Origin of the sequence: Blautia sp. LMAG:89, assembly GCF_008679485.1 — a bacterium.
Taxonomy (GTDB): Bacteria; Bacillota; Clostridia; order Lachnospirales; family Lachnospiraceae; genus Blautia_A; species Blautia_A fusiformis.
Map to the genome: position 1 here is coordinate 117,468 of NZ_NANC01000003.1, position 22,663 is coordinate 140,130.

General features: G+C 46.1%; 18 protein-coding genes. 15 read left to right on the top strand and 3 right to left on the bottom strand.

Translation table 11 applies throughout. From position 1 onward, the window contains the following. Positions 1 to 3 precede the first annotated feature (3 nt). Positions 4 to 285 carry a hypothetical protein gene (locus CCC70_RS00790; protein WP_021651190.1) on the top strand — a complete coding sequence of 94 codons (282 nt, stop codon included), beginning with the start codon at positions 4 to 6 and terminating at the stop codon, positions 283 to 285. A gap of 10 nt (positions 286 to 295) precedes the next feature. On the opposite strand, the gene CCC70_RS00795 is transcribed toward CCC70_RS00790, so the two are convergent. Next, positions 296 to 2,068, bottom strand: a complete 1,773-nt coding sequence (locus tag CCC70_RS00795) for a DUF885 domain-containing protein (protein WP_270427408.1) — start codon at positions 2,066 to 2,068, stop codon at positions 296 to 298. A gap of 168 nt (positions 2,069 to 2,236) precedes the next feature. On the opposite strand from CCC70_RS00795, the gene trxB reads away from it, so the two are divergent. The 13 genes from trxB (at position 2,237) to CCC70_RS00860 (ending at position 18,734) form a co-directional block, all read left to right on the top strand. Next, a complete protein-coding gene (gene trxB, locus CCC70_RS00800; protein WP_114001924.1) occupies positions 2,237 to 3,175 on the top strand; it encodes a thioredoxin-disulfide reductase in 939 nt (312 codons plus the stop codon). Then, entirely contained in the window at positions 3,162 to 4,199 is a 1,038-nt protein-coding gene (locus CCC70_RS00805; RefSeq protein WP_270427410.1) for a LacI family DNA-binding transcriptional regulator, read from the top strand. The genes trxB and CCC70_RS00805 overlap by 14 nt, the downstream gene beginning before the upstream one ends. Positions 4,200 to 4,633: 434 nt before the next feature. Then, the gene (locus tag CCC70_RS00810) at positions 4,634 to 5,665 is read left to right on the top strand and encodes a PTS mannose/fructose/sorbose transporter subunit IIAB (RefSeq protein WP_287084088.1); all 1,032 of its coding nucleotides are present in this window, start codon (positions 4,634 to 4,636) and stop codon (positions 5,663 to 5,665) included. Between the two features lie 104 nt (positions 5,666 to 5,769). Next, on the top strand, positions 5,770 to 6,585 hold the full coding sequence (locus CCC70_RS00815; RefSeq protein ID WP_118062547.1) for a PTS mannose/fructose/sorbose/N-acetylgalactosamine transporter subunit IIC: 816 nt from the start codon (positions 5,770 to 5,772) through the stop codon (positions 6,583 to 6,585). Then, positions 6,582 to 7,412 (top strand): PTS system mannose/fructose/sorbose family transporter subunit IID, encoded by an 831-nt coding sequence (locus CCC70_RS00820; protein WP_118062548.1) that lies wholly within the window; start codon positions 6,582 to 6,584, stop codon positions 7,410 to 7,412. The genes CCC70_RS00815 and CCC70_RS00820 overlap by 4 nt, the downstream gene beginning before the upstream one ends. Positions 7,413 to 7,611: 199 nt before the next feature. Then, the gene (locus tag CCC70_RS00825) at positions 7,612 to 9,291 is read left to right on the top strand and encodes a glycoside hydrolase family 13 protein (protein WP_118752337.1); all 1,680 of its coding nucleotides are present in this window, start codon (positions 7,612 to 7,614) and stop codon (positions 9,289 to 9,291) included. 160 nt (positions 9,292 to 9,451) lie between these two features. Further along, complete coding sequence (locus CCC70_RS00830; RefSeq protein ID WP_118752338.1) at positions 9,452 to 10,294, top strand: Cof-type HAD-IIB family hydrolase; 843 nt, start codon at positions 9,452 to 9,454, stop codon at positions 10,292 to 10,294. Positions 10,295 to 10,472: 178 nt separating this feature from the next. Next, positions 10,473 to 11,330 carry a YitT family protein gene (locus tag CCC70_RS00835; protein WP_118752339.1) on the top strand — a complete coding sequence of 286 codons (858 nt, stop codon included), beginning with the start codon at positions 10,473 to 10,475 and terminating at the stop codon, positions 11,328 to 11,330. 755 nt (positions 11,331 to 12,085) lie between these two features. Then, the gene (locus CCC70_RS00840; RefSeq protein WP_270389266.1) at positions 12,086 to 12,775 is read left to right on the top strand and encodes a C40 family peptidase; all 690 of its coding nucleotides are present in this window, start codon (positions 12,086 to 12,088) and stop codon (positions 12,773 to 12,775) included. A 205-nt stretch (positions 12,776 to 12,980) separates the two neighbouring features. Further along, complete coding sequence (locus CCC70_RS00845) at positions 12,981 to 14,294, top strand: M28 family metallopeptidase (RefSeq protein WP_287084089.1); 1,314 nt, start codon at positions 12,981 to 12,983, stop codon at positions 14,292 to 14,294. A 420-nt stretch (positions 14,295 to 14,714) separates the two neighbouring features. Next, positions 14,715 to 15,476 (top strand): DeoR/GlpR family DNA-binding transcription regulator, encoded by a 762-nt coding sequence (locus CCC70_RS00850; protein WP_015525379.1) that lies wholly within the window; start codon positions 14,715 to 14,717, stop codon positions 15,474 to 15,476. 28 nt (positions 15,477 to 15,504) lie between these two features. Further along, positions 15,505 to 16,251: a copper homeostasis protein CutC gene (locus tag CCC70_RS00855; RefSeq protein ID WP_118752342.1), complete on the top strand. Its 747-nt coding sequence runs from the start codon at positions 15,505 to 15,507 to the stop codon at positions 16,249 to 16,251. Next, positions 16,251 to 18,734 carry a transglutaminase domain-containing protein gene (locus tag CCC70_RS00860; protein WP_118752343.1) on the top strand — a complete coding sequence of 828 codons (2,484 nt, stop codon included), beginning with the start codon at positions 16,251 to 16,253 and terminating at the stop codon, positions 18,732 to 18,734. Before CCC70_RS00855 ends, CCC70_RS00860 begins: the two co-directional genes overlap by 1 nt. Before the next feature lie 185 nt (positions 18,735 to 18,919). Here the strand turns inward: CCC70_RS00860 and CCC70_RS00865 are convergent, their stop codons facing one another. After that, positions 18,920 to 19,936: a LacI family DNA-binding transcriptional regulator gene (locus CCC70_RS00865; protein WP_118752344.1), complete on the bottom strand. Its 1,017-nt coding sequence runs from the start codon at positions 19,934 to 19,936 to the stop codon at positions 18,920 to 18,922. Positions 19,937 to 19,939: 3 nt separating this feature from the next. Further along, positions 19,940 to 21,004: a LacI family DNA-binding transcriptional regulator gene (locus CCC70_RS00870; RefSeq protein WP_118062556.1), complete on the bottom strand. Its 1,065-nt coding sequence runs from the start codon at positions 21,002 to 21,004 to the stop codon at positions 19,940 to 19,942. Between the two features lie 243 nt (positions 21,005 to 21,247). On the opposite strand from CCC70_RS00870, the gene CCC70_RS00875 reads away from it, so the two are divergent. Then, the gene (locus CCC70_RS00875; protein ID WP_227945571.1) at positions 21,248 to 22,612 is read left to right on the top strand and encodes an alpha-L-fucosidase; all 1,365 of its coding nucleotides are present in this window, start codon (positions 21,248 to 21,250) and stop codon (positions 22,610 to 22,612) included. Positions 22,613 to 22,663: the final 51 nt, after the last annotated feature.

Genomic DNA, 22,663 nt, shown 5'->3' on the forward strand with positions numbered 1-22,663 from the left:
CTGATGGAAGTTGTGGAGATGCTTGATAATCTGAAGGAAAAGGCCCGCAGGGACCCGGCGCTTCGGGAGATGTTGCTTGCTACCCGCAGGGAGAAAGCGCCGCTGGCTGCTTTCTGTAAGAAGTGCCGGGAGCTTGGGGTTCCGGTTTATGAGATGGATCTGATCGCAGCTGGTGAGGAATTTTATGCAGCGATGAAGAGGAGTACCAATGGCGGCGGAGAGAATTCTCCGATGCTTGAGGGTGAGGATGATTTTTATGAACTGTTTTTTGCTGGGTTGGAGTGAAAAAACAGTTTCAAAATTCCGCATCAATATACTTCTCCAGCACCGGGAACTGTACACCACCGATCTTCAGTACCTGGCTGTGGAAAGCTTTCAGATCAAAGTCCTGGCCAAGGCGGTTCTGTTCGGAAGTGCGTAAGTCCAGAAGGCTTAAGTAGCCCCAGTAGTATTTCAGATAATTTCCTGGGGTTTCCAGGATATACTGGTAGATCTCGGAGACAACGGCGCTGTCTTCGATACCAAAGGCTTTCAGAAAGCTGGCGGCTTCGGCCTGAGTCCAGCCGTTGTAATGGATCTCAATGTCCAGAAGGGAGTACATGCATAAATTGATGCTTCGGTTCAGCCAGGAGATCCTGGCAAGCTCTGTGGCAGAAGGATCCTGAATATAATCGGCGGCGTACTGGTAGGCATAGGGTTCGATGTAGGTGGCCCATCCTTCTGCAAAGCCGGAGGTGCAGAGAAGATTTCGGATGTTGGAGGATTTTTGGCGTTGGAAGGTGACAGTCTGGTAAAGATGCCCCGGGAATCCTTCATGTGCCAGTGTGGTAAAAAGCTCCAGACCCTGGTAGCTGGCAGCCGGATTTATGTAGATCACATTGGGGGTTCCGGTATCCATAGGTGGGGTGAGATAAAAGGCGGGGCTTAGATATTCTTTCATGGAATCGTGGACTGTGCGGAGCTCAAAGGTGACATCTGTGAGAGGTGGGAAGTCTGTTTGGATCTTCTGCTGCAAGGCATTCAGCATCTGGGCAGGCTTTATTTCTCTGAAAGTGATTCCCCGGCTGAGAGTAGTCAGAAGCTCCGGGTTTTGTCGAAGTATGGTTCCTGCGATGCCGATCTCGTCGGAAAGCTGTCTGGAGAGTCGTTTTTCCATTTGCTTTACAGGAACGTAAGAGCCGGTCTGACTCTGAAGAAGATAGAGATAGTAGGCTTTTCCTCCCTTGAAATAAGTCAGGCCACGAGTGTTTTTTCCTGTGCCACGCAAAGCTTCCAGACCGGTCATAAGTTCCTGATAGGCTGGGATGACTTCTGTTTTCATAAGATTTTGGTGGGCCAGGAGCAGAGCGTTCTGCTCTGAGGAAGGAAGTTTTCCATATTCGGATAGCTTTTTCTGGAAAATTTCCAGCATATAATTGTTGTCGGGATTCTGGATAAAAGAACTGCATTGTGCCAGGATCCGGTCCAGTGTGGTGTCACTCATAAAAAAACCAGCTTCGGATTTCTTTTTCTCAAATTCCAGGATGCTCCGAAAGTATGGGCGGATGGTGGTAAGAAGAGTGAGATAGTCGGTGATATCACGATCTTCATAAAAGGCATATTCCGCCAGAAGAACCGGAAGCTGAGCTTGAATACCAAGACTTGGGCCAAGAGGCTCCTGAAGCAGATAATTGTCGCCCAGGGATTTTTCTGTGTGGTAATAGAGGAGCATGGAGTCCAGCGTCAGCTGATTTTCCGTGGAAAGGCGGCTGTAGCGGAAGGATTTCAGCTTTTTTTCGTACTGGCTGCAGATCTGGTATGTATTTTTCATATCTGTGGGGACAGTGCCAAGAGAAGCTTTTTTTCGCCGGATACCCTGTTTTTCCGGATGTGCCAGGGTATAATGGAGAGTAAGGGTGCTGCCGGAAACTTCATTTTGAAAAACTTTTCCGGAAAAGGCTTCGAATTTTCCGTTTTCTGTGATCCCGTGAACGGAAAAATAACCGGCAGTAAGGCCGGTGAGAAGTGCCAGGATAAGAAGCAGAGTGATGAAAATAGGAGATTTATTTTTCCTGATTTTAAGAGACATACGACAGTCTTTCGTTACTGTTTACAGACATATGCCATGTGGAGAGTGCTGATGGTCTCGAAGCAAACAGTAACGTCCTTTCAGAGTGGCGCTTTGTTCTATCATATTGGAAAATTACGGAATCTATGATATTATGTGAGCGGAAATATACAAAAATGGAGAAATAACATGAGTGATATTTATGATCTTGCAATTTTAGGCGGAGGTCCGGCAGGGATCACGGCAGCGATCTATGCGTCCAGGGCCAGGTTAAATACCATATGGATCGATAAAAACTTTGCACCGGGCGGTCAGGTCACAGCTACCTATGCGGTGGATAATTATCCGGGAATGCCGGGGATATCGGGCATGGATCTCGGAGAAGCCTTTGGGGCACATGCCCGGAAGCTGGGATTGGAACCGCAGCGAGAGAAGATTCTTTCCCTGGAAAATATTTCCGGAGAGATCAAGACGATTCGTACAAAAAAGCATGAATATCAGGCGAAAGCCCTGATCCTTGCATTTGGGGCAGAGCACCGGAAGCTGGATATCCCGGGAGAGGATGATCTGAGCGGCCTTGGTGTTTCCTACTGCGCTACCTGTGACGGAGCTTTTTATAAGGATCGGACCGCAGTGGTAGTGGGGGGAGGAAACGTGGCAGCAGAGGATGCAGTTTTTCTTTCCGGCCTCTGTGAAAGGGTATATCTTGTTCATCGCCGTGATGCGCTTCGAGCAGATCAGGCACTTCAGGAGAAAGTCTTTGCCTGTGAGAATATAGAAATGGTGTGGGACAGTGTTCCCCTTGAGATTCTGGGACAGGATGAAGTGACCGGTCTTAAGATCCGTAATATAAAAACAAATGAAGAGAGGGAATTGACCGCAGAAGGTGTTTTCATTGCTGTGGGGATCGTTCCTAATACGACACTTGTAAAGGACCAGCTCAAGCTGGATGAAAATGGATATATCTGTGCAGGAGAGGAGGGTGTTACCAGCGCACCTGGGGTTTTTGCAGCGGGGGATATTCGTACCAAGGCACTTCGCCAGATAGTAACTGCTGTTTCAGACGGAGCCAATGCAGTGGCTTCCGCACAGAAATATCTCTGGAGGAAAGATAATGGCAACGATTAAGGAAATCGCGCAAAGAGCAGGCGTGAGTACAACAACTGTTTCCAACGTCATACATGGAAAAACAAAAAAAGTATCTCCTGCCAATATTCAGAAGATCGAGAATCTTATCCGGGAGATGGGGTATGTCCAGAAAATGGGACTGAGAGTTCTGAATAAAGAAAAATCCCAGCTGATCGCAGTTGTGATCAATTATCATAAAGACTTCAAGGATTCTATCATCGGAGATCCTTTTTATGGAAAGATCATCGGTTTTATCGAGAAATACGTGCAGGAACTGGGATATTATCTGATGCTGTATTCCGCAAAGGATACAGATAAGATATTCCAGATGGTCATGGGTTGGGATGTAGATGGTGTTATTGCCATTTCCTTCAGCAAAAGCAACTGCGAAAAAATCTATCAGCTGATCAACAAACCGATCGTTTCTATTGATGCATATGGTGAGCTTGATGCAGGCCAGGAAAACCATGTCCTGAATATCGGACTGGACGACGAAAGTGGCGGCTATCTTATGACAAAATATCTTCTGGAATGCGGCTATGAGCATATCCAGGTTTGTGCAGGCCGTGATAATGGTGTGGATCATCTTCGTTACATGGGCGCTCAGCGGGCGGCGAAGGATCTTGCAAAGAAAAAGCAGAAGGTGCAGTTTACTGCTCTTGGAATGAACTACGCCAAACGAAAAGAAAGCTATGCGTGGCTGCTCCAGCGGAAAAAACCAAAGGCCGCACTGTTTTTCCTGTCGGACCTCTATGCATTGGAGGCTATCAGCTTTTTCAGCAGTCGTGGAGTAAAGATTCCGGAGGAAATCGGAATTGCAGGATACGATAACATCAGCTATGCGGAATTTTCCGTGCCTCGTCTGACTACTATCAGTCAGAATGTGGAGCAGAAGGCGTCTCTTGCAGTGGAAATTCTGATGGAACGGATCAATGGAGTGGAAAAAGAGCGTGAAAATGAGATCATGCTTCCGGTCACGCTGATCCCCAGGAGATCTGTACAGCCGCAGCATGAGGAAAAGTAAGTCTGCAGAGAATGTACCTGATCTGATCAGGGGGGTAGATACGAGAAGTCACTGCAGAACTGTGAAAAACAGAAAATCGGGACTTTCAATATAGTAAGAGTACAGAGAAAGAGTACAGAAAATCTGAGATATAAAGATATCAAAAGCCGAAATATACGGGAACTGTCAGTGTCTGACAGTCAGAGTATTTTCGGCTTTTTGTAAATTTACCTGAAATCGTAAAAGAGTTATCCTGTGTAGGTTCGTGCTGAAGATGTGGATAATAAACATTTGCTGTTCTATGTGAAACCTGCACAAAACCATGATTTTGAACTTGTTGTAATAATAGGTTATGTACATAACCTATTTACACAGCCTAACTTTGATGCTATAGTGTGAACATAAAGGTTAGGTACATAACCAAAGGGAAAGAGTACAGAAGGAGTGAATACCAGATGAAACAGATTCTGATCGCCACACATGGAAAAATGGCCTCCGGCATTCGTTATACAGCAGAGCTGATCGTTGGAAAAATGGCTGAGATCACAACCATTGATGCTTATGTGACACCGGAAGACAATGTGGAGAAAAAGTTTGAAGAATATTTCGCACAGCATGAAAACGACAGGATTTTCGTTTTCACAGATCTGATGGGAGGAAGCGTAAATCAGAAGCTTCTGAGATACAGCCAGAAAGAAAATGTCACACTGATTACAGGAACCAACCTTCCGGTCCTGATGCAGGTCATGATGGCAGATGACGATGTGACAGAGGAGGAGATCCAGGAGTTCATCGATGATGCCAGAGAAGAGCTTCAGATGGTAGACCTTGGCGGTGGAAAGAAATCCACATCTGAAAAAAATGCTGAAGAAGATACTGCACAGGGTATCGAAAATACTGCGCAGATTTCAGAAGGTGCTGCATCGTATGCAAAAAAATCCGCACCGAAAAAAGCTCTGGCTCCCCAGTCCTATGACAATTCCACAGCAAAGATCACCGCACTTCGTGTAGATGACCGTCTGATCCACGGACAGGTTGCCATGACCTGGACCAAACAGCTGGCTGTACAGGGAATCGTGGTAGCTAACGACGAGGCAGCTAACGATAACACCCAGAAGATGGCATTGAAAATGGCCGTACCGGGCGGAATCAAATCGCTGATCAAACCGGTGGATGAAGCCATTCGTATTTTAAACAATCCGAAGGCATCCAGGATGCGTATTCTGGTTCTGACAAGAACGGTAAAGGATGCTCTGAAGATAAGACAGAGTGTTGGTGAGATCGGATTCCTCAATGTAGGAAATACGGGACGTTTTGATGGAATCGATGTTTCCGAGAAGCTTGTCCTGACCCCGACTATCATGCTGACAAAAGCAGAACAGCAGGCACTGAAAGAGCTGGTGGCTCTTGATCCGAAGGCCTGTATGCAGCAGGTACCCAATGATGAGCAGAAGCTTGTGAAGGATGTACTGGACAAATTAAACTGATACCTATCAAAAAGAATGAGCGCAACAGTGCTGAATGTAAACCGTGAAATATGAATGTCCACGGAATGAATAAGACGTAACACAAAAAAGGGAGGAAAGAAAAAATGTTAAATGCATTTCTTGTAGCACTTGCCGTATTTATCTGCGTCGGCGGTGCAGAGCTGATCGGATTTACCATGCTGAACCGTCCGATCGTCATCGGACCGCTGGTAGGTCTGTTGCTTGGAGATCTTCATACAGGAGTTATCATCGGAGCTTCATTGGAAGCTGTTTTCATGGGAGTTGTAAATATCGGCGGTGCTTCTGCGGCAGAGCCCGGAATCGCCACAGCTGTAGGAACTGCTTTTGCCATCATGCTTGGCAAAGGCTCTGAGGTTGCCCTGACACTGGCACTTCCTATCGGTATCCTTGGTCTTCAGATCAAAACAGTTCTTTATATCTTTATTGTAGGTATGTTTGCAAAAACCTTTGACCGCCTGGCAGCAGAAGGAAAAGAAAAACAGATCGTTGCTCTTCACTATGGGCTCTGGGCTGTAAACTGGTTTTTATATTCTCTGTTTGCATTCTTCGGGATCCTGTTCGGATCTGACGCAGTCAGCGCACTTCTGGATGCCATCCCGGATGTTGTTATGAATGGTCTGACAGTTTGCGGCGGACTTCTTCCGGCAGTAGGTATGGCAATGCTGATGAAGATGCTCTGGGACAACAAGATCTGTATGTTTTATTTCCTGGGCTTTGTTCTTGCAGCATACTTAAAGCTTCCGCTGATCGCCCTTGCCGTGATCGGTGTGATCATTGCCATTTCCATTGGTATGAACGATTACAAGCTGAACCAGCTTGCGGCACAGAGAGTGGCAGCTTCACCAGCCGGTGGTTCTGACGAATATCTTGATGAAGAAGAGGAGGAATTTTTCTCATGAGTAATTTAACGAAATCCATTCCTGCAGATGAAAGAAAAATGCTGAGAAAAGCGTTCTGGCGTTCCTTCACTCTGTATGCGGCAGTAAGCCCGGCAAAACAGGGAGCTTCCGGTTTCTGTTATTCCCTGATGCCGTTTATCAACAAATTTTACAAAAATGATGAGGAGGGCAAAAAAGCAGCCCTCACAAGAAGTATGTCCTATTTCAATACAACCATCACCTGTTCCACTTTCATTATGGGTCTTGTAGCTTCCATGGAGAAGAAAAACAGCGAGCAGAAGGATTTTGATGCAAGCTCTATCAATGCAGTCAAATCCTCTCTGATGGGACCTCTGGCCGGCATCGGTGATTCCATTTTCTGGGGCGTTCTCCGTGTGATCGCGGCCGGGATCGCAGTAGGTCTTGGTGCATCCGGAAACGTTCTGGCACCGATCGTGTTCCTGCTTCTTTTCAATATTCCGTCTATTCTTGTGAAATATTACGGAACCTTCCTGGGATACAAGCTTGGTTCCGAATACATCCAGAAGGTTTATGCAAGCGGTCTTATGAACATCCTGACAAAGGCTGCCAGCATTGTAGGTCTGATCATGGTCGGCGGCATGACTGCCAGCATGGTAACCTTTAATTCCACTTATGAACTCACCATGAAGGGTGAATCTGTTCTGAATCTCCAGAACATGCTGGACCAGATCTTTGTCGGCATCGTTCCTCTTGGACTGACTCTTCTGTGCTACTATCTGCTGAAAAAGAAAAATATCAGCATCACAGTTCTGATCATTGGTGTTATCATCCTGAGCATCCTTCTCTCTCTTCTTGGAATTGCATAAGCCTTAAGGATAAGGAATAAAGATCAGAATTATGAAAAGGCGGGCCGTATAGGGTCCGCCTATAAAAAAGCCTAAAAAAAGTTATATCGAAATAACTGACCGCAAAAAGGGCAGTTGAAGAACACCTGACCGGATATAAATAAGCAGCAAATACGGATTATAAATATCTGCTCAATGCAAAATAAAGGAGACATAAGAAATGAAAGATTGGTGGAAGAATTCCGTTGTATATCAGATTTATCCAAGAAGCTTTAAGGACTCCAACGGAGATGGCTTTGGCGATCTCAGGGGTATTATTGAAAAGCTCCCCTACCTTCAGAACCTTGGGATCGATGTGATCTGGCTTAGTCCTGTTTTTGACTCCCCACAGGACGACAACGGTTACGATATCAGTGATTACCGGAAGATCTACGCAGGTTTCGGAAGTAACGAGGACATGGATGAGCTGATCCAAAAAGCTCATGAGCATGGTATCAAGATCGTTCTGGATCTTGTTGTCAACCATACTTCCGATGAGCATGCATGGTTTGTGGAAAGCCGGAAGTCAAAAGACAGCAAATACAGTGATTATTATATCTGGAAGGATCCGAAAGCAGACGGCAGTGAGCCGAACAACTGGGGTTCCAGCTTCTGCGGAAGTGCCTGGGAATATGACGAAGAGCGTGGCCAGTATTACCTTCATTTCTACAGCAGAAAGCAGCCGGATCTCAACTGGGAAAATGAAACTGTCCGTAAGGAAATCTATGATCTGATGAAGTTCTGGATGGATAAAGGTGCTGATGGATGGCGCATGGATGTGATCGCGTCTATCTCCAAGGATCAGTCCTTCCCGGATTACCCGAAAACGGATGACCGCAAGTATTATACAGGAAAATATCACAGCAACGGACCAAGACTTCATGAGTTTATCCATGAGATGAACCGGGAGGTGCTTTCAAAATATGACTGTATGACGGTAGGTGAGGCGCCGGGCTCCACACCGGAGGTTGCAAGACTGTTTACAGATCCGGAGCGTGAGGAGCTGAATATGATCTTCACATTTGAGCATATGAACATCGACCGTATTCCGGGCTCTGTAAACCGCAAGTGGGAATTGAAGCCTTTTGATCTCCGTGATCTGAAACGTGTTATGAGTGAGTGGCAGAACAAGCTTTATAACAAGGGCTGGAATGCTCTGTATTTTGAAAATCATGACCAGCCACGTGTGATCTCCAGATGGGGAAATGATACTACTTACCGCGAGGAATGTGCAAAGGCTTATGCTACCGTTCTCCATGGTATGCAGGGAACTCCTTATGTATATCAGGGAGAGGAGATCGGTATGACAAACGTGCAGTTTCCGCTGGAGGAGTACGAGGATATCGAGGTTCGTAATGCATATCAGGATCTTGTCGTTAAGAACAAAACCATTTCTGAGGATGATTTTCGCAAGGCAGTATGGAACAAGAGTCGTGACAATGCCAGGGTTCCGATGCAGTGGGATGACAGCGAAAATGCAGGATTTACGACCGGTAAGCCATGGTTCCGCATTTCTGATCGTTACCAGGAGATCAATGTAAAAAAAGCTCTGGAAAAAAATGATTCCGTGTTTTATTATTATAAGGATCTGATCTGTCTTCGTCATGAGGAAGAGCTTCTCACAGAAGGTGACTATCAGCTCCTTCTTCCGGAAGATGAGAGGATCTTTGCATATTTAAGAACCTCCGACAAAGAGCAGTGGATCGTGGTGGCAAACCTTTCTGAGGATACGGTAAGTACAGAAGGTCTTGTGAAATATGTGTCCGATAAAGAGGATATTAAGATTGCAAACTATAAGGACAGAACAGGAATCAAAGCGGACTTAAGACCGTACGAGGCGTTTATGATGAGGATCCGGTAATTCCTGAGCTGTTGTATATGTAGTAGTAAAGTGGAAGAAAAGTCTCCGCTTTACAGAGAGCAGGTATGAGTATTTGTGCGTATCTGTACTGCCAAAGGATATACGGGTGCAGTGCAGATGCGCTTTTTGCCTGTGAGGAGAAGACAAACAGGAGGAATTTATGGAAAAATATATCATTGCAGTGGATATGGACGGAACTCTTCTGAACAGCGAGAATAAGATCTCTGAAAGGAACAGAAATGTTCTGCAACGTCTGATCGATGACGGACATTATGTGGTGCCGGCAACCGGAAGGACCAGAGAGCTGATTCCCCAGGAGTTTTCTGTGCTCCGGGGTGTGAAATGGGGAATCGTGGAAAACGGCTGTGTTGTCTGGGATTACGATAAAAATGAGATGATCTGGCGAAAAACCATGCCAAAAGGAATGGTGAGAAAAATCCTGAAAGAGGTGGAAAACAGCGGTGCAAAAGGCTGGATCGCAGAGGCTTATGCAAATGGGATCGCCTATTCCGATGCGGATGCCAGAGATTATGTGGCATCTGTAGCGGACAAAGATCTGCTGGAGAAAACCTTTGTGGATTATTTTCTCAGCAGACATAAATATGTTAAGGATTTTTATCATCAGGAAGATATTCTGGATCAGGCAGAGAAGATCAATATTTATTTTGATGATATGGAGAACAGCAGGGAACTTCGCGAGAAATGGAAGGATCTGGATGATGTGGCAGTGACCACTTCCATCAGCGGCAATGCGGAGTTTAATGCTGCAGGTGTGGACAAGGGTGTGGGTCTTGCCATGCTCCGCACAAAGCTTGGTATTGACCGGATGCATGTGATCGCTTTCGGAGATAATGAGAATGATCTGGAAATGCTGGAGGGTGCGGGCATTGGTGTTGCCATGGGCAACTCCAAACAGTATGTAAAGGATGCCGCCAATGAGGTGACCGGAGATAATGATCATGATGGTGTGGCGGAATTTCTGGAGAGGTTTTTCGGGCTGTAAGCTGTGGGCGATCGTGATCGCTGACATAAGAGACAGGGAAATGTATTTTTCTCTGTCTTTTTTTATTTTCATTTTCTGTGATATAAGGTATGATAAACGAAGAGGATGAGGGGATTGCCGGCTTTGACCGGTAGTTCCCAGTGAAAATTTTTTGAGGAGATCAGGAGGATATTTTTTAATGAAAAATCTGATACCGAAGCGTGTGATGGAGTATATCATTATCACATTTGCTGTTGTTCTGATGGATGTGGGGATTTATGTGTTTAAGTTTCCGAATAATTTTTCCTTTGGTGGTGTTTCGGGTATGGCGGTTGTGTTTTCGCATTTTATTCCGATGACGTCTGCGCAGATCAACCTGGTGATCAATCTGATTTTGCTGGTGATCGGGTTTATTGTTCTTGGCCGGGATTTTGGAGTGAAGACGGCTTATGTTACGGTTGTTTCTTCTTTGCTTCTGAATGTGTTTGAGAAGGTTTTTCCTATGGACAGAGCGCTGACGGGGAATATTATGCTGGAGCTTTGCTTTGCGATCATTTTGCCAGCGTTGGCTGCGGCGCTGCTGTTTTTTGAGAATGCTTCGGGTGGTGGCACGGATATTGTGGCGATGATCATTAAGAAGTATTCTACGATGAATATTTCGGGTGCATTGTTTGCAGTGGATTGTGTGATCGTTGTTGTTTCGTTTATGGTGTTTGATCTTACTACGGGGCTTTGTTCTGTGTTGGGGCTTATGGCTAAGACGTTGATGATCGATAAGTCTATTGAGAGGATGAAGCTGAATAAGTATTTTACGATCATTTCCAGTAAGCCGGATGAGATCTGTGAGTTTATTATGAATGGGCTGGATCGGAGTGCTACGGTTTATCATGGGGAGGGTGTTTATTCGCATAAGGATAAGAAGATTATTCTGACGGTTGTTGATGTGAGACAGGCGGTGCTTCTGCAGAGGTTTATTGATGAGGTGGATCCGCAGGCGTTTTTGATGGTTACTAAGAGTAGTGAGGTTGTTGGGAAGGGGTTTATGAGTTATATTTGATGCGATCGTATGGGATTATTGTATGCTGATCGTAGGTGATTGTGTATGATTGTAAGCTGATGGAATTAGGAGAGCGTTCTTTGTGGTCTGGATGGGCTGCGGGGCGCTCTTTTTTTGTGGTGGAGGGTGGAGGGCGGATGTCGGATGACGGACGCCGGGGAGACGGGTGCCGGTTTGCTCCGGGCTTCGTCGGGGGCTGGCTTCTAGGCTGCCGGAATTCTGCTAAAACCGTTTTTAAAAAGTCCGAACTCGCGGCTTGCTGCCGCTCAGACAGCGGACTTTTTAAAAACAACGCAGATTTCCGCCAGCCAAGAATCAGCTCCCCTCCTGCAGAGTCGTAGCCAACCGGCACCCGTCTCCCCGGCTGTTCGGTTCCGGGCGGGAGGTAGTGGTGGGGGTGTGGGGCGACTGGCGGAAGTGGGGATTGATGAGGGCTGGATGGCTGGGAGGAAGGGCTGAGTTTCTTGTGGAAGCCATCGTCGCTGTGCTGGATGACTGGGAGAAAGGTTGAGTTTCCTGTGGTGAAGGTGATGGCTGGGGCATCGTCGCTGTGCTGGATGGCTGATTGGTGTGTGGAGGTTTTGTGAAAGGGGTTTGACAGGTGGGGGTTTTTATGGTAGGATACACACTTGCGTAACAAATTTAATAAAAATGTAACAAAATGGCGAATGAGGAGCGTGGCGAAGTGGATTGTGAATGTCTGCCTGAATGGGTGGGTGCTGCTGCGTGGTTTTCTGAGAGGAGTTTTATTGTTTATGTTTTATAAGAAATTTGCTGCTGTTGTTCTGAGTGCTGTTCTTGTGGGTGTGGTTCCTTCTGTTGTTTTTGCGGATGTGGATGGTGTCAGTGCTGTGTCTGATGGAGATGTGGAGGAGCTTTCTATTGAGGATGGTTTTTCGGATGGTGCGGATTCTATTTCTGCTTTTGCCAGTGCTCTGGCGGATAAGACGGTTTCTGAGGTTCAGGGGTATCAGGAGGCGAAGGCTGAGGCTGAGGTGATCGCACAGGAGAGGCTTGAGGCTGAAGCGGCTGCTGAGGCTGCGCGTAAGGCGGAAGAGGAGCGGAAGGCTGCTGAGGCTGCGCGTCTGGAGAAGCGGCAGGGGATTGTGGATTTTGCGCTGCAGTTTGTGGGGAATCCTTATGTTTATGGTGGTACGAGTCTGACTAACGGGGCGGATTGTTCGGGGTTTGTGATGTCTGTGTTTGCGGAGTTTGGGTATGAGCTTCCTCGTGTTGCTGCAGCTCAGTGTTCGGCTTCTGAGAAGAAGAGTGTTGCGGATATTGAGGCTGGTGATCTGGTTTTTTATGGTGAGGGTTGTATTGATCATGTGGCTCTTTATATTGGTGATGGCAAGATCGTTCACGCCAGTACAGCGGCTACAGGGATTAAGGTTTCCGACTATGATTACCGGACTCCGGCTGCGGTTGGTTCGTTTGTGGTTTAGGATATAGATACGGTTGATCTATAGATGTGAAATATAAACTGTCTGCGGAGATTTTTTGGCCGGGTTGGCTGAAAAATAGCTGCAGGCAGTTTTTTTGCAGAAAAATAGTGTATAATTTAACCGAATCAAGTAAGTCTCCTGCGGGTTGCGAAAAGCAATAAGCAGTGGGTGGGACTTGGAAAAAATTCAGAAAGGTTGTGGGGGTATGAATACGAAGGAAATCAGTGGCAGGCGGCAGATGGAGTTTTTGACAGGGTTTGATTTTGTCAGAGAAGCGGGTACTGCGGGGGAAGTGAAGGCGGCGAAGATGATCCGTGATACTTTGGACAGCTTCGGAGTGAAGAATCGGATGGAGGAGTTTGATTTTTGGGGCTTTCGGATCAACAGAGCGGTGCTTAAGGTTGTGGAGCCTTATCAGAAGGAGTATGTGGTGACAGGGTATGGAAGATGTGGAAATACTGGGGCAGAAGGTCTGAAAGCGGATTTTTTGTATGTGGAGAATGGAGATGCTGTCAGTCTTTCACGGGCGAAGGGTAAGATCGTTATGGTGAATGGCCGGGTGAGTGGTGATGTGTATCAGAGACTGGTGAGCGCCGGAGCTGTTGGTTTTATCAGTGTGGAGGGTTCTCCGCTGGATGAAGGAGTGGACAGGGTTCCCTGTCAGCACAGCCTGCCGATGATCTTTCCGGGGGATGCAGCAGAAGAGACAGAAGGATTGTCGGAGTCTGCAGAGGATATTCACAAGATGCAGGAAAAATATAGTGGCAGGATTCCGGGGGCGAATCTTCATTATAAGGATGCAGTGGAGCTGGTGACGGAGGGTGCGTCTGAGGTGTGCTTAGTTGTGGAACAGGATGTGACGGCGTGCAGATCCCGTAATGTAGTGGCGAGGATCGAAGGTACGGATAAGAAAGATGAGATCTTGACGATTACGGCGCATTATGATTCGGTGCCGGAGGGACCGGGGGCCTATGATAATATGGCTGGGGCAGCGATCATCATGGAGCTTTGCAGATATTTTCAGCAGTATAGACCGCGCAGGACTATGGAATTTGTGTGGTTTGGTGCTGAGGAGAAGGGTTTGCTGGGCAGCCGGGATTATATCAGAGTTCATGAGAGTGAGCTTGGAGCGCATCGTTTTAATATGAATGTAGATCTGGCCGGGCAGCTGATCGGAGGAAATGTTCTGGGAGTGACGGGAGAGGCTTCTGTTTGTGATAAGCTTCTTGAGATCGCTGACGGAGCAGGGATCGGAGCGTCTGTGAAGAATCAGATCTGGGGAAGTGATTCCAATTCTTTTGCATGGAAGGGAATTCCGGCCATGACTCTGAACCGGGATGGTTTTGGCATGCATACCCGTTATGATACTATTGATCTGCTGTCTGCCTGGTCGCTGGAGAGAAGTGCAATCCTTCTGGGATGTATTGCAGATGAACTGGGGAATGCGGAGGTTTTCCCATTTGAGAGAAAGATGCCGGAGAAATTTATCGGAGAGCTGGATGAATATATGTGCAGATAGTAAAAATCTGATTTTATCTGCTCATAACTGGATATTTGTTATGGAACTGTGGGGACTTGTCTGTTTCGAGAAGAGTACAGACAAGTCCTCATAAGTTATTCAATATTTTCAATGTTTATTGACCTTTATAATTCCGCAAGGGAACATGTGGCTTTGAGTCAGGGGGATATTTGCAGCTTTGTAAGGGATTCCAGGAACAGGGGGCAAGCGGAGGTTCGCAATTGAACCAGTGGAATTACTTGATTTGATCAAAATACGATAAAACAATAAAAAATAATACAAAATAATTGACAGTAAGATATCGAACTGTTATACTGAAATCACAGGCTTTCCAGGGATCAATGCGCCGGATATTGTTTTGCGGAGTATTGATTTCTGGAACTTTTATCACAGAAAAATCAGGAATGAGGAGATAGGACCATGTTTACAGAAGAACGACAGAATGCAATAGAGAAATGTCTCCGCGAAAAAGGAAAAGTCAGGGTCAAAGAATTAAGCGAGATGTTTCAGGTTACGGAGGACTGTATCCGCAAGGATCTCAAGATTCTTGAAAATGCAGGCAGATTAAAGAGGACTTACGGCGGAGCGATCCTGTCACAGGAGTATCCTCTGGAGAGAAACGTAGTAGACAGGCGTATGTACAATCTTGATAAGAAGAAAGTGATCGCTGCGAAAGCCTTCAAGCTGATCAAAAATAACGAAACGATCTTTCTGGATGTTTCCACTACAAATATAGAGCTGGCAAGGCTTATCGCTTCGTCGGGTATGCATGTTGTGGTTGTCAGCAATATGATCGATATCCTGCAGATCCTTGCTGCGAATCCGTCCATCACGGCCATAGGCACAGGGGGAACTATGTACCGTTCGGTGAACGGATTTATGGGAGCTGCGGCCATTGAGGTGATCAAGCAGTACAGCTTTGACCGGGCATTTTTGGGAAGCTGTGGCGTGGATATGACAGATTTTGCAGTTACTACATCCGGAGTGGAGGATGGATTGACCAAGAAGGCGGCAGTGCAGAGTAGCAGACATAAATATGTGGTTATGGAGAGAGAGAAGTTTTATTTTAACGAATCTTATAAATATACACATTTTGATGATATCAGCGGGATCATTACCGATGAATTTCCGGATGATACCATTGTGAACATACTGAGGAATACCGGAGTGAAATTACTCTGAGCAGACAGTAATAAAGGGGGATTTTTACATGAAAGACTATATTCTGGAAACCTGTGTGGATTCTGTGGAATCCGCCATGGCAGCAGCCGAGGGTGGTGCGGACAGATTGGAGCTTTGCAGCAATCTGATCATCGGGGGGACAACTCCCGGCCCATGGCTTTTTGAGGAAATAAGGAAGCGTTCAGATATCCGGATCCATGCGCTGATCCGTCCGCGGTTTGGAGATTTCTGTTATACAGATGCGGAATTTTCTATGATAAGGAATGCCGTAAAGGATTTCCGCAAAATGGGAGCGGAGGGTGTTGTAATAGGTATCCTGAAACCGGATGGCACCTTGAATATGGAACAGATGCAAGAGCTGATGGATGCGGCGGGAGATATGTCTGTTACGCTGCACAGGGCTTTTGATGTGTGCGCAGATCCGATCGAGGCTATGGAACAGGCAATCTCGCTGGGAATCGATACGATCCTTACCTCCGGACAGAAGAATACCTGCCTTCAGGGTGCGGAGCTTTTGAAGGAACTGGAAACCAGGAGTCAGGGACGTATCACCATCCAGGCGGGGAGTGGCGTCGGTGCGGAAGTGATCCGCCAGCTTTATCCTCTTACCGGGATCAAGGCTTATCATATGAGCGGCAAGGTTGTAACGGACAGTGCGATGCAGTTTCGCAAGGAAGGTGTCAATATGGGACTTCCGACATTCAGTGAATATGAGATATGGCGTACAGATATTGAAAATGTTCGTGCTGCAAAGAAAGTTCTGGAGGAATTATAATGGCTGAGGGGAAGATTTTTCTGAAAGAAAACCGTGATCGGATTGAAAAAAAATATCGGGAGCAGGTGATGGGGTTACCGCAGGCTTTTGCGGAGATTGATAAAAAGCTTGCGGAATGCACAGACGAAGTGGCTCTGGCGTGCAAATATTTATATGCGTTCATGCCGTACAGTGATATCGGAAATTACGCGTTTGAAGTATTTCTGGATTATGCGGAGAATGGCGTACATTTATGGAAGGAAAACTCCGGGGTGGCAGAGCTACCGGAGGAAATCTTTTTGAATTATGTGCTGTTTCATAGAGTAAATGAGGAGGAGATCGCACCCTGCCGTACATTTTTCCGCAGGGAGATCGGAGAGAGAACTGAGGGAATGAGCTTCCGGGAAGCTGCCCTGGAGGTGAACTACTGGTGTGCACAGGAGGCTACCTATCATTGTACAGATGATCGTACCCTGTCTGCACTTGCCGTATACCGCAGAGGAAACGGAAGATGCGGAGAGGAATCTGTATTTACCGTTAATGCATTGAGAAGTGTTGGTGTACCTGCCCGTCAGGTATATGCACCAAAGTGGTCTCATTGTGATGACAATCATGCCTGGGTGGAAATCTGGTGTGATGGAAGCTGGTATTTTCTGGGAGCCTGTGAGCCGGAGGAGATCCTGAATAAGGGATGGTTTACCAACGCTTCCTCAAGGGCTATGATGGTCCATTCAAGAGTTTTTGATACCAGGATCCCGGAGGGAGAAGTGATCGGCAAAGATGGTATGGTGACTATGCTCAACGAGCTGAAACGATATGCACTGACAAAAGAGATCACTGTGTCCGTAAAGGATTCACATGGAAAACCGGCAGAAGGTGCAGAAGTTTCTTTTGAGGTGCTGAATTATTCGGAATATGCCCCGATCGCAGAACTGAAAACCGACAGTCTGGGAAAAGTCAGCCTGACAACAGGGCTTGGAAGTATTCATATTTCTGCAAGGATGTATGCAGATGGAGAATGGCTGCATGCAGAAAACAGCATGGATACAAAAACAGAGGATTGTTGTGAGATCTGTCTGATGCCCGTAGGAAAGGAAAAGGGTATTTTTTATGAGGAGTGGACGGAAATCGATATGATCGCACCTCATGATGCACCTGTAAATAAAGATATGCCAACACCGGAGCAGAAGGAAAGAGGCAGCAGACGTCTGGCAGAGGCAAACGCTTACAGGGAACAGAAGGTAAGAAACCTGAGCAATCCGGAGTGTCGGAAATTCCTGGAAAAAGAAACCGGAGATTCTTCAATGAGAAAAAAACTCCTTGAAGTCCTCACAGAGAAAGACAGAACAGACTGTATCAGCCAGGTTCTGGAGGAGCATCTGAAATTTGCATTGCCGTATGAAAAAAACATGGATGCAGATATTTTTGTACCATATGTACTGAACCCGAGAGTTGACGATGAAGTTTTGCAGAAATACAGAAAAGCGATCCTTGAGCAGCTGTCGGAAGAAGAGAAAAATATGCTGCAAAAGGATCCGGCAAAGATTCGGAAATGGATTGAGGATAAGATCATTTCCAGCCCGGAGAAAGAACGCAGCAGTGTGATCACCACGCCGTCCGGATGTCTGAAAACGGGAACAGGAAGCATTCTGTCAAAGAAGATCCTTTTTGTGGCAATGGCGAGAACGCTGGGAATTCCGGCACGCCTGAACCCTCATGACCGTTCCATGGAGTATATGAAAAACGGAAAATTCATCCCGGTATCTGCGGAAACGGAGAAAAACGCATCGATTCTTCTGAAGGCAAGTGAGGATATACAGTGGAAATATTTCCAGAACTGGAGCATTGCAAAACTGGAAGCCGGAAAATATATCACACGGAAGCTGGAAGCCGAAAATTTCAGAGATCAGATGATGAAGCTGCCGCTGGAAGCGGGAAATTACAGGATCCTTACCTCAAATAGACTGCCAAATGGAAATATATTTGCAGCGGAATATTGTTTTGAGGTTCAGATCGGAGAAATGAAGAGGGTGGAGCTGGCATTTCGGAATGCAAACCTGGAAGACATGCTGGAGAATATTTCTATACCGGAATTTACTCTCAGAAAAGAGGATGGAAGCACCGTGAAGGCGTCAGAACTGACGGCAGATGGGAAGCATATCCTGGCGTTTCTGGAAGAGGAGAAAGAACCGACGGAGCATATCTTAAATGAGATGATGGAGCAGGAAGAAGCTTTTTCCCGATATGCGAATAGGATCATTTTTGTAGTAAAAAGCAAAAAAGCGCTGGAGACCCCTACCCTTTCAAGAGCACTGGGTAAGCTTGGAAATGTTCAGATCTTATATGATGATTTTTCAGAGATCATCAATACACTGGGAAGAAGAATGTACGTAGATCCGGATAAGCTTCCGCTGATCATTGTGACAAACGGAAGTCTGAATGGGATCTATGCAACCAGCGGATACAATGTGGGAACCGGAGATATGCTGCTGAGACTGCTGTGACAGATATAACGGATATATACAGAAGGAACACAGGCCGTATCATCGACTGTGTCGGTGACGGTCTGTGCCCCCTGTAAAAGCTGTGAAATTATTGCAGTGGTTCAGATGCTCAGAATATGCGGGCAGATCGGAATGAAAATGCCTGTTGTGCTTCCCGAAATTGCCGTAATAAAAGTTGCTTTGCATTACTTAGCATCAGAAAAGAGATCACGCACGGAATCCCGGTAGATACATTCTGGCTTCAGGCGTATCGTCCTTGGAAAATCACTGTAGTCTCCGTTCATTCTGCGAAGCAGCAGATCACAGGCCTGCTCTGCCAGACCGGTCAGCGGCTGACGGACAGCGGTCAGCTGAGGAGAAAGCAGCATGGACAGTTCAAAATCATCAAAGGAGACAACAGACAGGTCTTCCGGGATCCGGATGCCAAGGCTGTAGATCGCTTCATAAATACCGAGGCATAGTGTATAGTTCGCAGAAAATACGGCAGTCGGACGTTCCGGAAGATTCCATAATTTCTGCATTGCCTGATATCCAAAGTCGTTTGCGTAATTTTCAGCGATGATATAATCGGGGTTAACAGGAATATCGTAGTCTTCCAGTGCCCGGAGATAGCCTTTTTTTCGTTCGCATGCGGTATAGGATGCAGGAGAACCGGTGACAAGGGCGATCTTCTGATGCCCCATTTTTATCAGATGCTCCACGATCTCATAGGCTCCGGAGGTACAGCTGGTCTGTACACAGTCTGTACGGTGGAAATGGCTGTGTTCTTCCAGCTCCACAACAGGGATTTTGGCGTGTTCCACAGCAGAACAGATGTCCTGGTTCAGACTGAAAGAGGTAATGATAAGGCCGTCGATCCCAGAACGGAGCATGTGAGGGACGAATTTATTGACATGATCCTTATATTTGTCGCCGCTCATAAATGTGAGAGAATAACCGTGAGCGCGCATGGTGTTTTCTATTTTGCTCAGAAGAAAAGCATTATGCGGAGTATTGGGAGGACCGGATACCAGACCGATACGGTAAGTCTTGGAGGAACGAAGTCCCCGGGCCGTATTTCGTGGAACGTAATTCAGTTTCCGGATCGCTTCGTCGATCTGCTTTTTGTTTTGCGGCCGTACAGTTCCGCCGTTGATATATTTTGAAATGGTGGCCAGTGCCAGACCGGTTTCTCTGGCAATGTCCTTGATGGTTGCACTCATAAATCAATCCTTTCCGGATGCTGTACTGTTGTGTTCGGACAGGTCTTTTACAGAGCGCCGCGGGTGGAATACAACATCCAGCATGTCTATTTTTGGAAAATCCGTATAGTCTCCATGGATCCTTTTTAAAAGTAATTCCACAGCATGTTTCCCCATGCTTGTCAGATCCTGTGAGACGCAGGTCATAGTCGCGCTCATGGTCTTGAAAAGCGGATCATCATCAAAGCACACAAAGGAAATATCCTGAGGAACGGAAATCCGTGCCTGGCTGGCAGCGCTTAAACCACCCATTGCGGAGAGATAGCAGTCAAAAAAAACAGCAGTAGGGGGATCGGAAGAATCAATAAGCTTCTGGAAATGCAGGTTGCTTTGGGTGATCGTTTCTGCAGTGGAACCAAAGGAAACAGGGGGGAAAGAATCCTGCTGCTTCAGAAGGTCAATGCCATTTTTCTGATATACATCCACAAAGCCCTGGATCCGCTGCTCGATGGTGTAGGCGTCCAGATACTGTTCCATGATCCAGACCTTTGTGTGGCCTTTTTCCAAAAGGTGCTCTGCCAGCAGTGCACCGCCTTTGTAATTATCAGAAATGACACAGTCTACAGGAAAATGTCTCATGGAAGCAGGAATCTGATCGAGCAGTACAACCGGTATGCCAGCATTCTGTAAAAGCTGGTACAGGTCATCATGCCAGCAGGATGGGAGCATGATAACTCCGTCAAAGTGCTGGGAGATAATATCCTGTATCGTATCGATCTCCTTCTGATGTTCAAAAAAGAAGGAACAGACAATAACTGTATAGCCATGATCTGTGAAATGCTTGATAATGGAGTTGACAAGCTCGCCCCAGAAATAATTACCAAGATCTGAGATCAGGATACCGATGGTATGTGTGTTTTTGGCACGGAGAAGCTGGGCATTCCGGTTTGGGGTATATCCAAGCTCCTGAATTGCCTTTTCTATAAGGATACGATTTTCTTCCCGTATTTTTTTGTGGTTTATATATTTGGAGATCGTTGCGGTGGACAGGCCTGTCGCACGGGCGATATCATTGATTGTAACGTTCATGTAAAGCCTCCGGTTCTGATGCATTTACAGATAATATAGTATTTTCATATTATATCATGAAAAAGAAAATGCCTCAACACACAAGGCATTTTTTACACATAAAGTATCAGAAAAAACGAGTGTATTGTACATAAAATTGATAAAAATGAAACGTTTAACAAAACCTGATACGAAAAAATACACAAAAACAAGACGGAATAATTGTAAAAAATAGGAAAAATGATTTTTGCCCTATGATTTTACTTGAAAAGCTGCTTCGGATGCGGTAAGATAGTCTTAACAAAAAACGAAACGTTTTACGTAACAAGAAAATCAGCTATACGAAACAAGGAGAAGGTTATGGCAGACACAAAGCAGCAGTGGTATAAAGATGCCAAATACGGATTATTCATCCATTGGGGACTTTATTCCATCCTTGCAGGAGAGTGGAAAGATCCGAAGACCGGCGAGGTCACCAAGACAGACCGTATCGCAGAGTGGATCGAGAACAATCTCAACATTGACAAGGAAGATTACAGAAAGCTGAAAGATGAGTTCCATCCGGACAAATTTGACGCGGACATGTTTGTGAAAAGAGCGAAAGAGCAGTGGGGTGTTAAATATATCGTTCTTACTTCCAAGCATCACGAGGGATTCGCAATGTACGATTCCAAAGTCAGTGATTTTAATGTAGTGAAGGCTGCAGGAAGAGATATCTTAAGAGAGCTTTCCGATGCTTGTAAGAAATATGACATGACAATGGGTATCTATTATTCACAGGCTCAGGACTGGGATGATGACAATGCCTATAAGAAGGATTACGAAGACAAGAACGAATGGAAGCCGGAATTCCGTACATACTTCGATGAGAAATGCAAGCCGCAGTTAAAAGAGCTTCTTGAGAATTACGATAACATTTCCCTGATCTGGTTTGATACTCCGATGGGAATGACCGCAGACGAAGCTCAGGAATTAAGAGACTGGGTTAAGGGTATTAAGCCTGACTGCATCATCAGCGGACGTATCGGACACCAGAAGGGCGATTACATGACCACCGGTGATAACTTTATCCCACGTCTTCCATACGACGGTGACTGGGAAGTACCGGCAACTGTAAATGATACATGGGGTTATAATAAATACGATACAAACTGGAAGAATCCGGATGATATCCTGAACCTTCTTCTCAAGATCGTCGGCAGAGGCGGAAATTACCTGCTGAACGTAGGACCAATGGCAGACGGAACTGTTCCGGAAGCTTGTGTCGAGGTTATGAATGAGGTTGGTAAATACGTGACTGAGAATGCGGAAGCAATTTACGGAACCAAGAATGTTGGTATCTATCCGTATGAGATCCCGAGCATTGAATTTACAAAGAGACCACATAAGCTTTACGTACATGTACTTGCACCGAGATATCGTGTTGAGTTACTGAACATCGGTAACCAGTTAAAGGGTGCATATGTGGTAAGCACAGGAGAAAAGCTTCCGTGCCGCGCATTAAAGTGCTGCGAAGGAAACTCGATGATAGAGGTAGAGCTTCCGGAGAAGCTTCAGGGGGCAAAGAACTACTGTGTATGCCTGGAGCTTGAGGAAGAAGAGCCGATCTTTGAGGCGATCATCGATTGATCAATTTATGAACATCAATGGGAAAACTATATAATAAAAAATCATATTAAG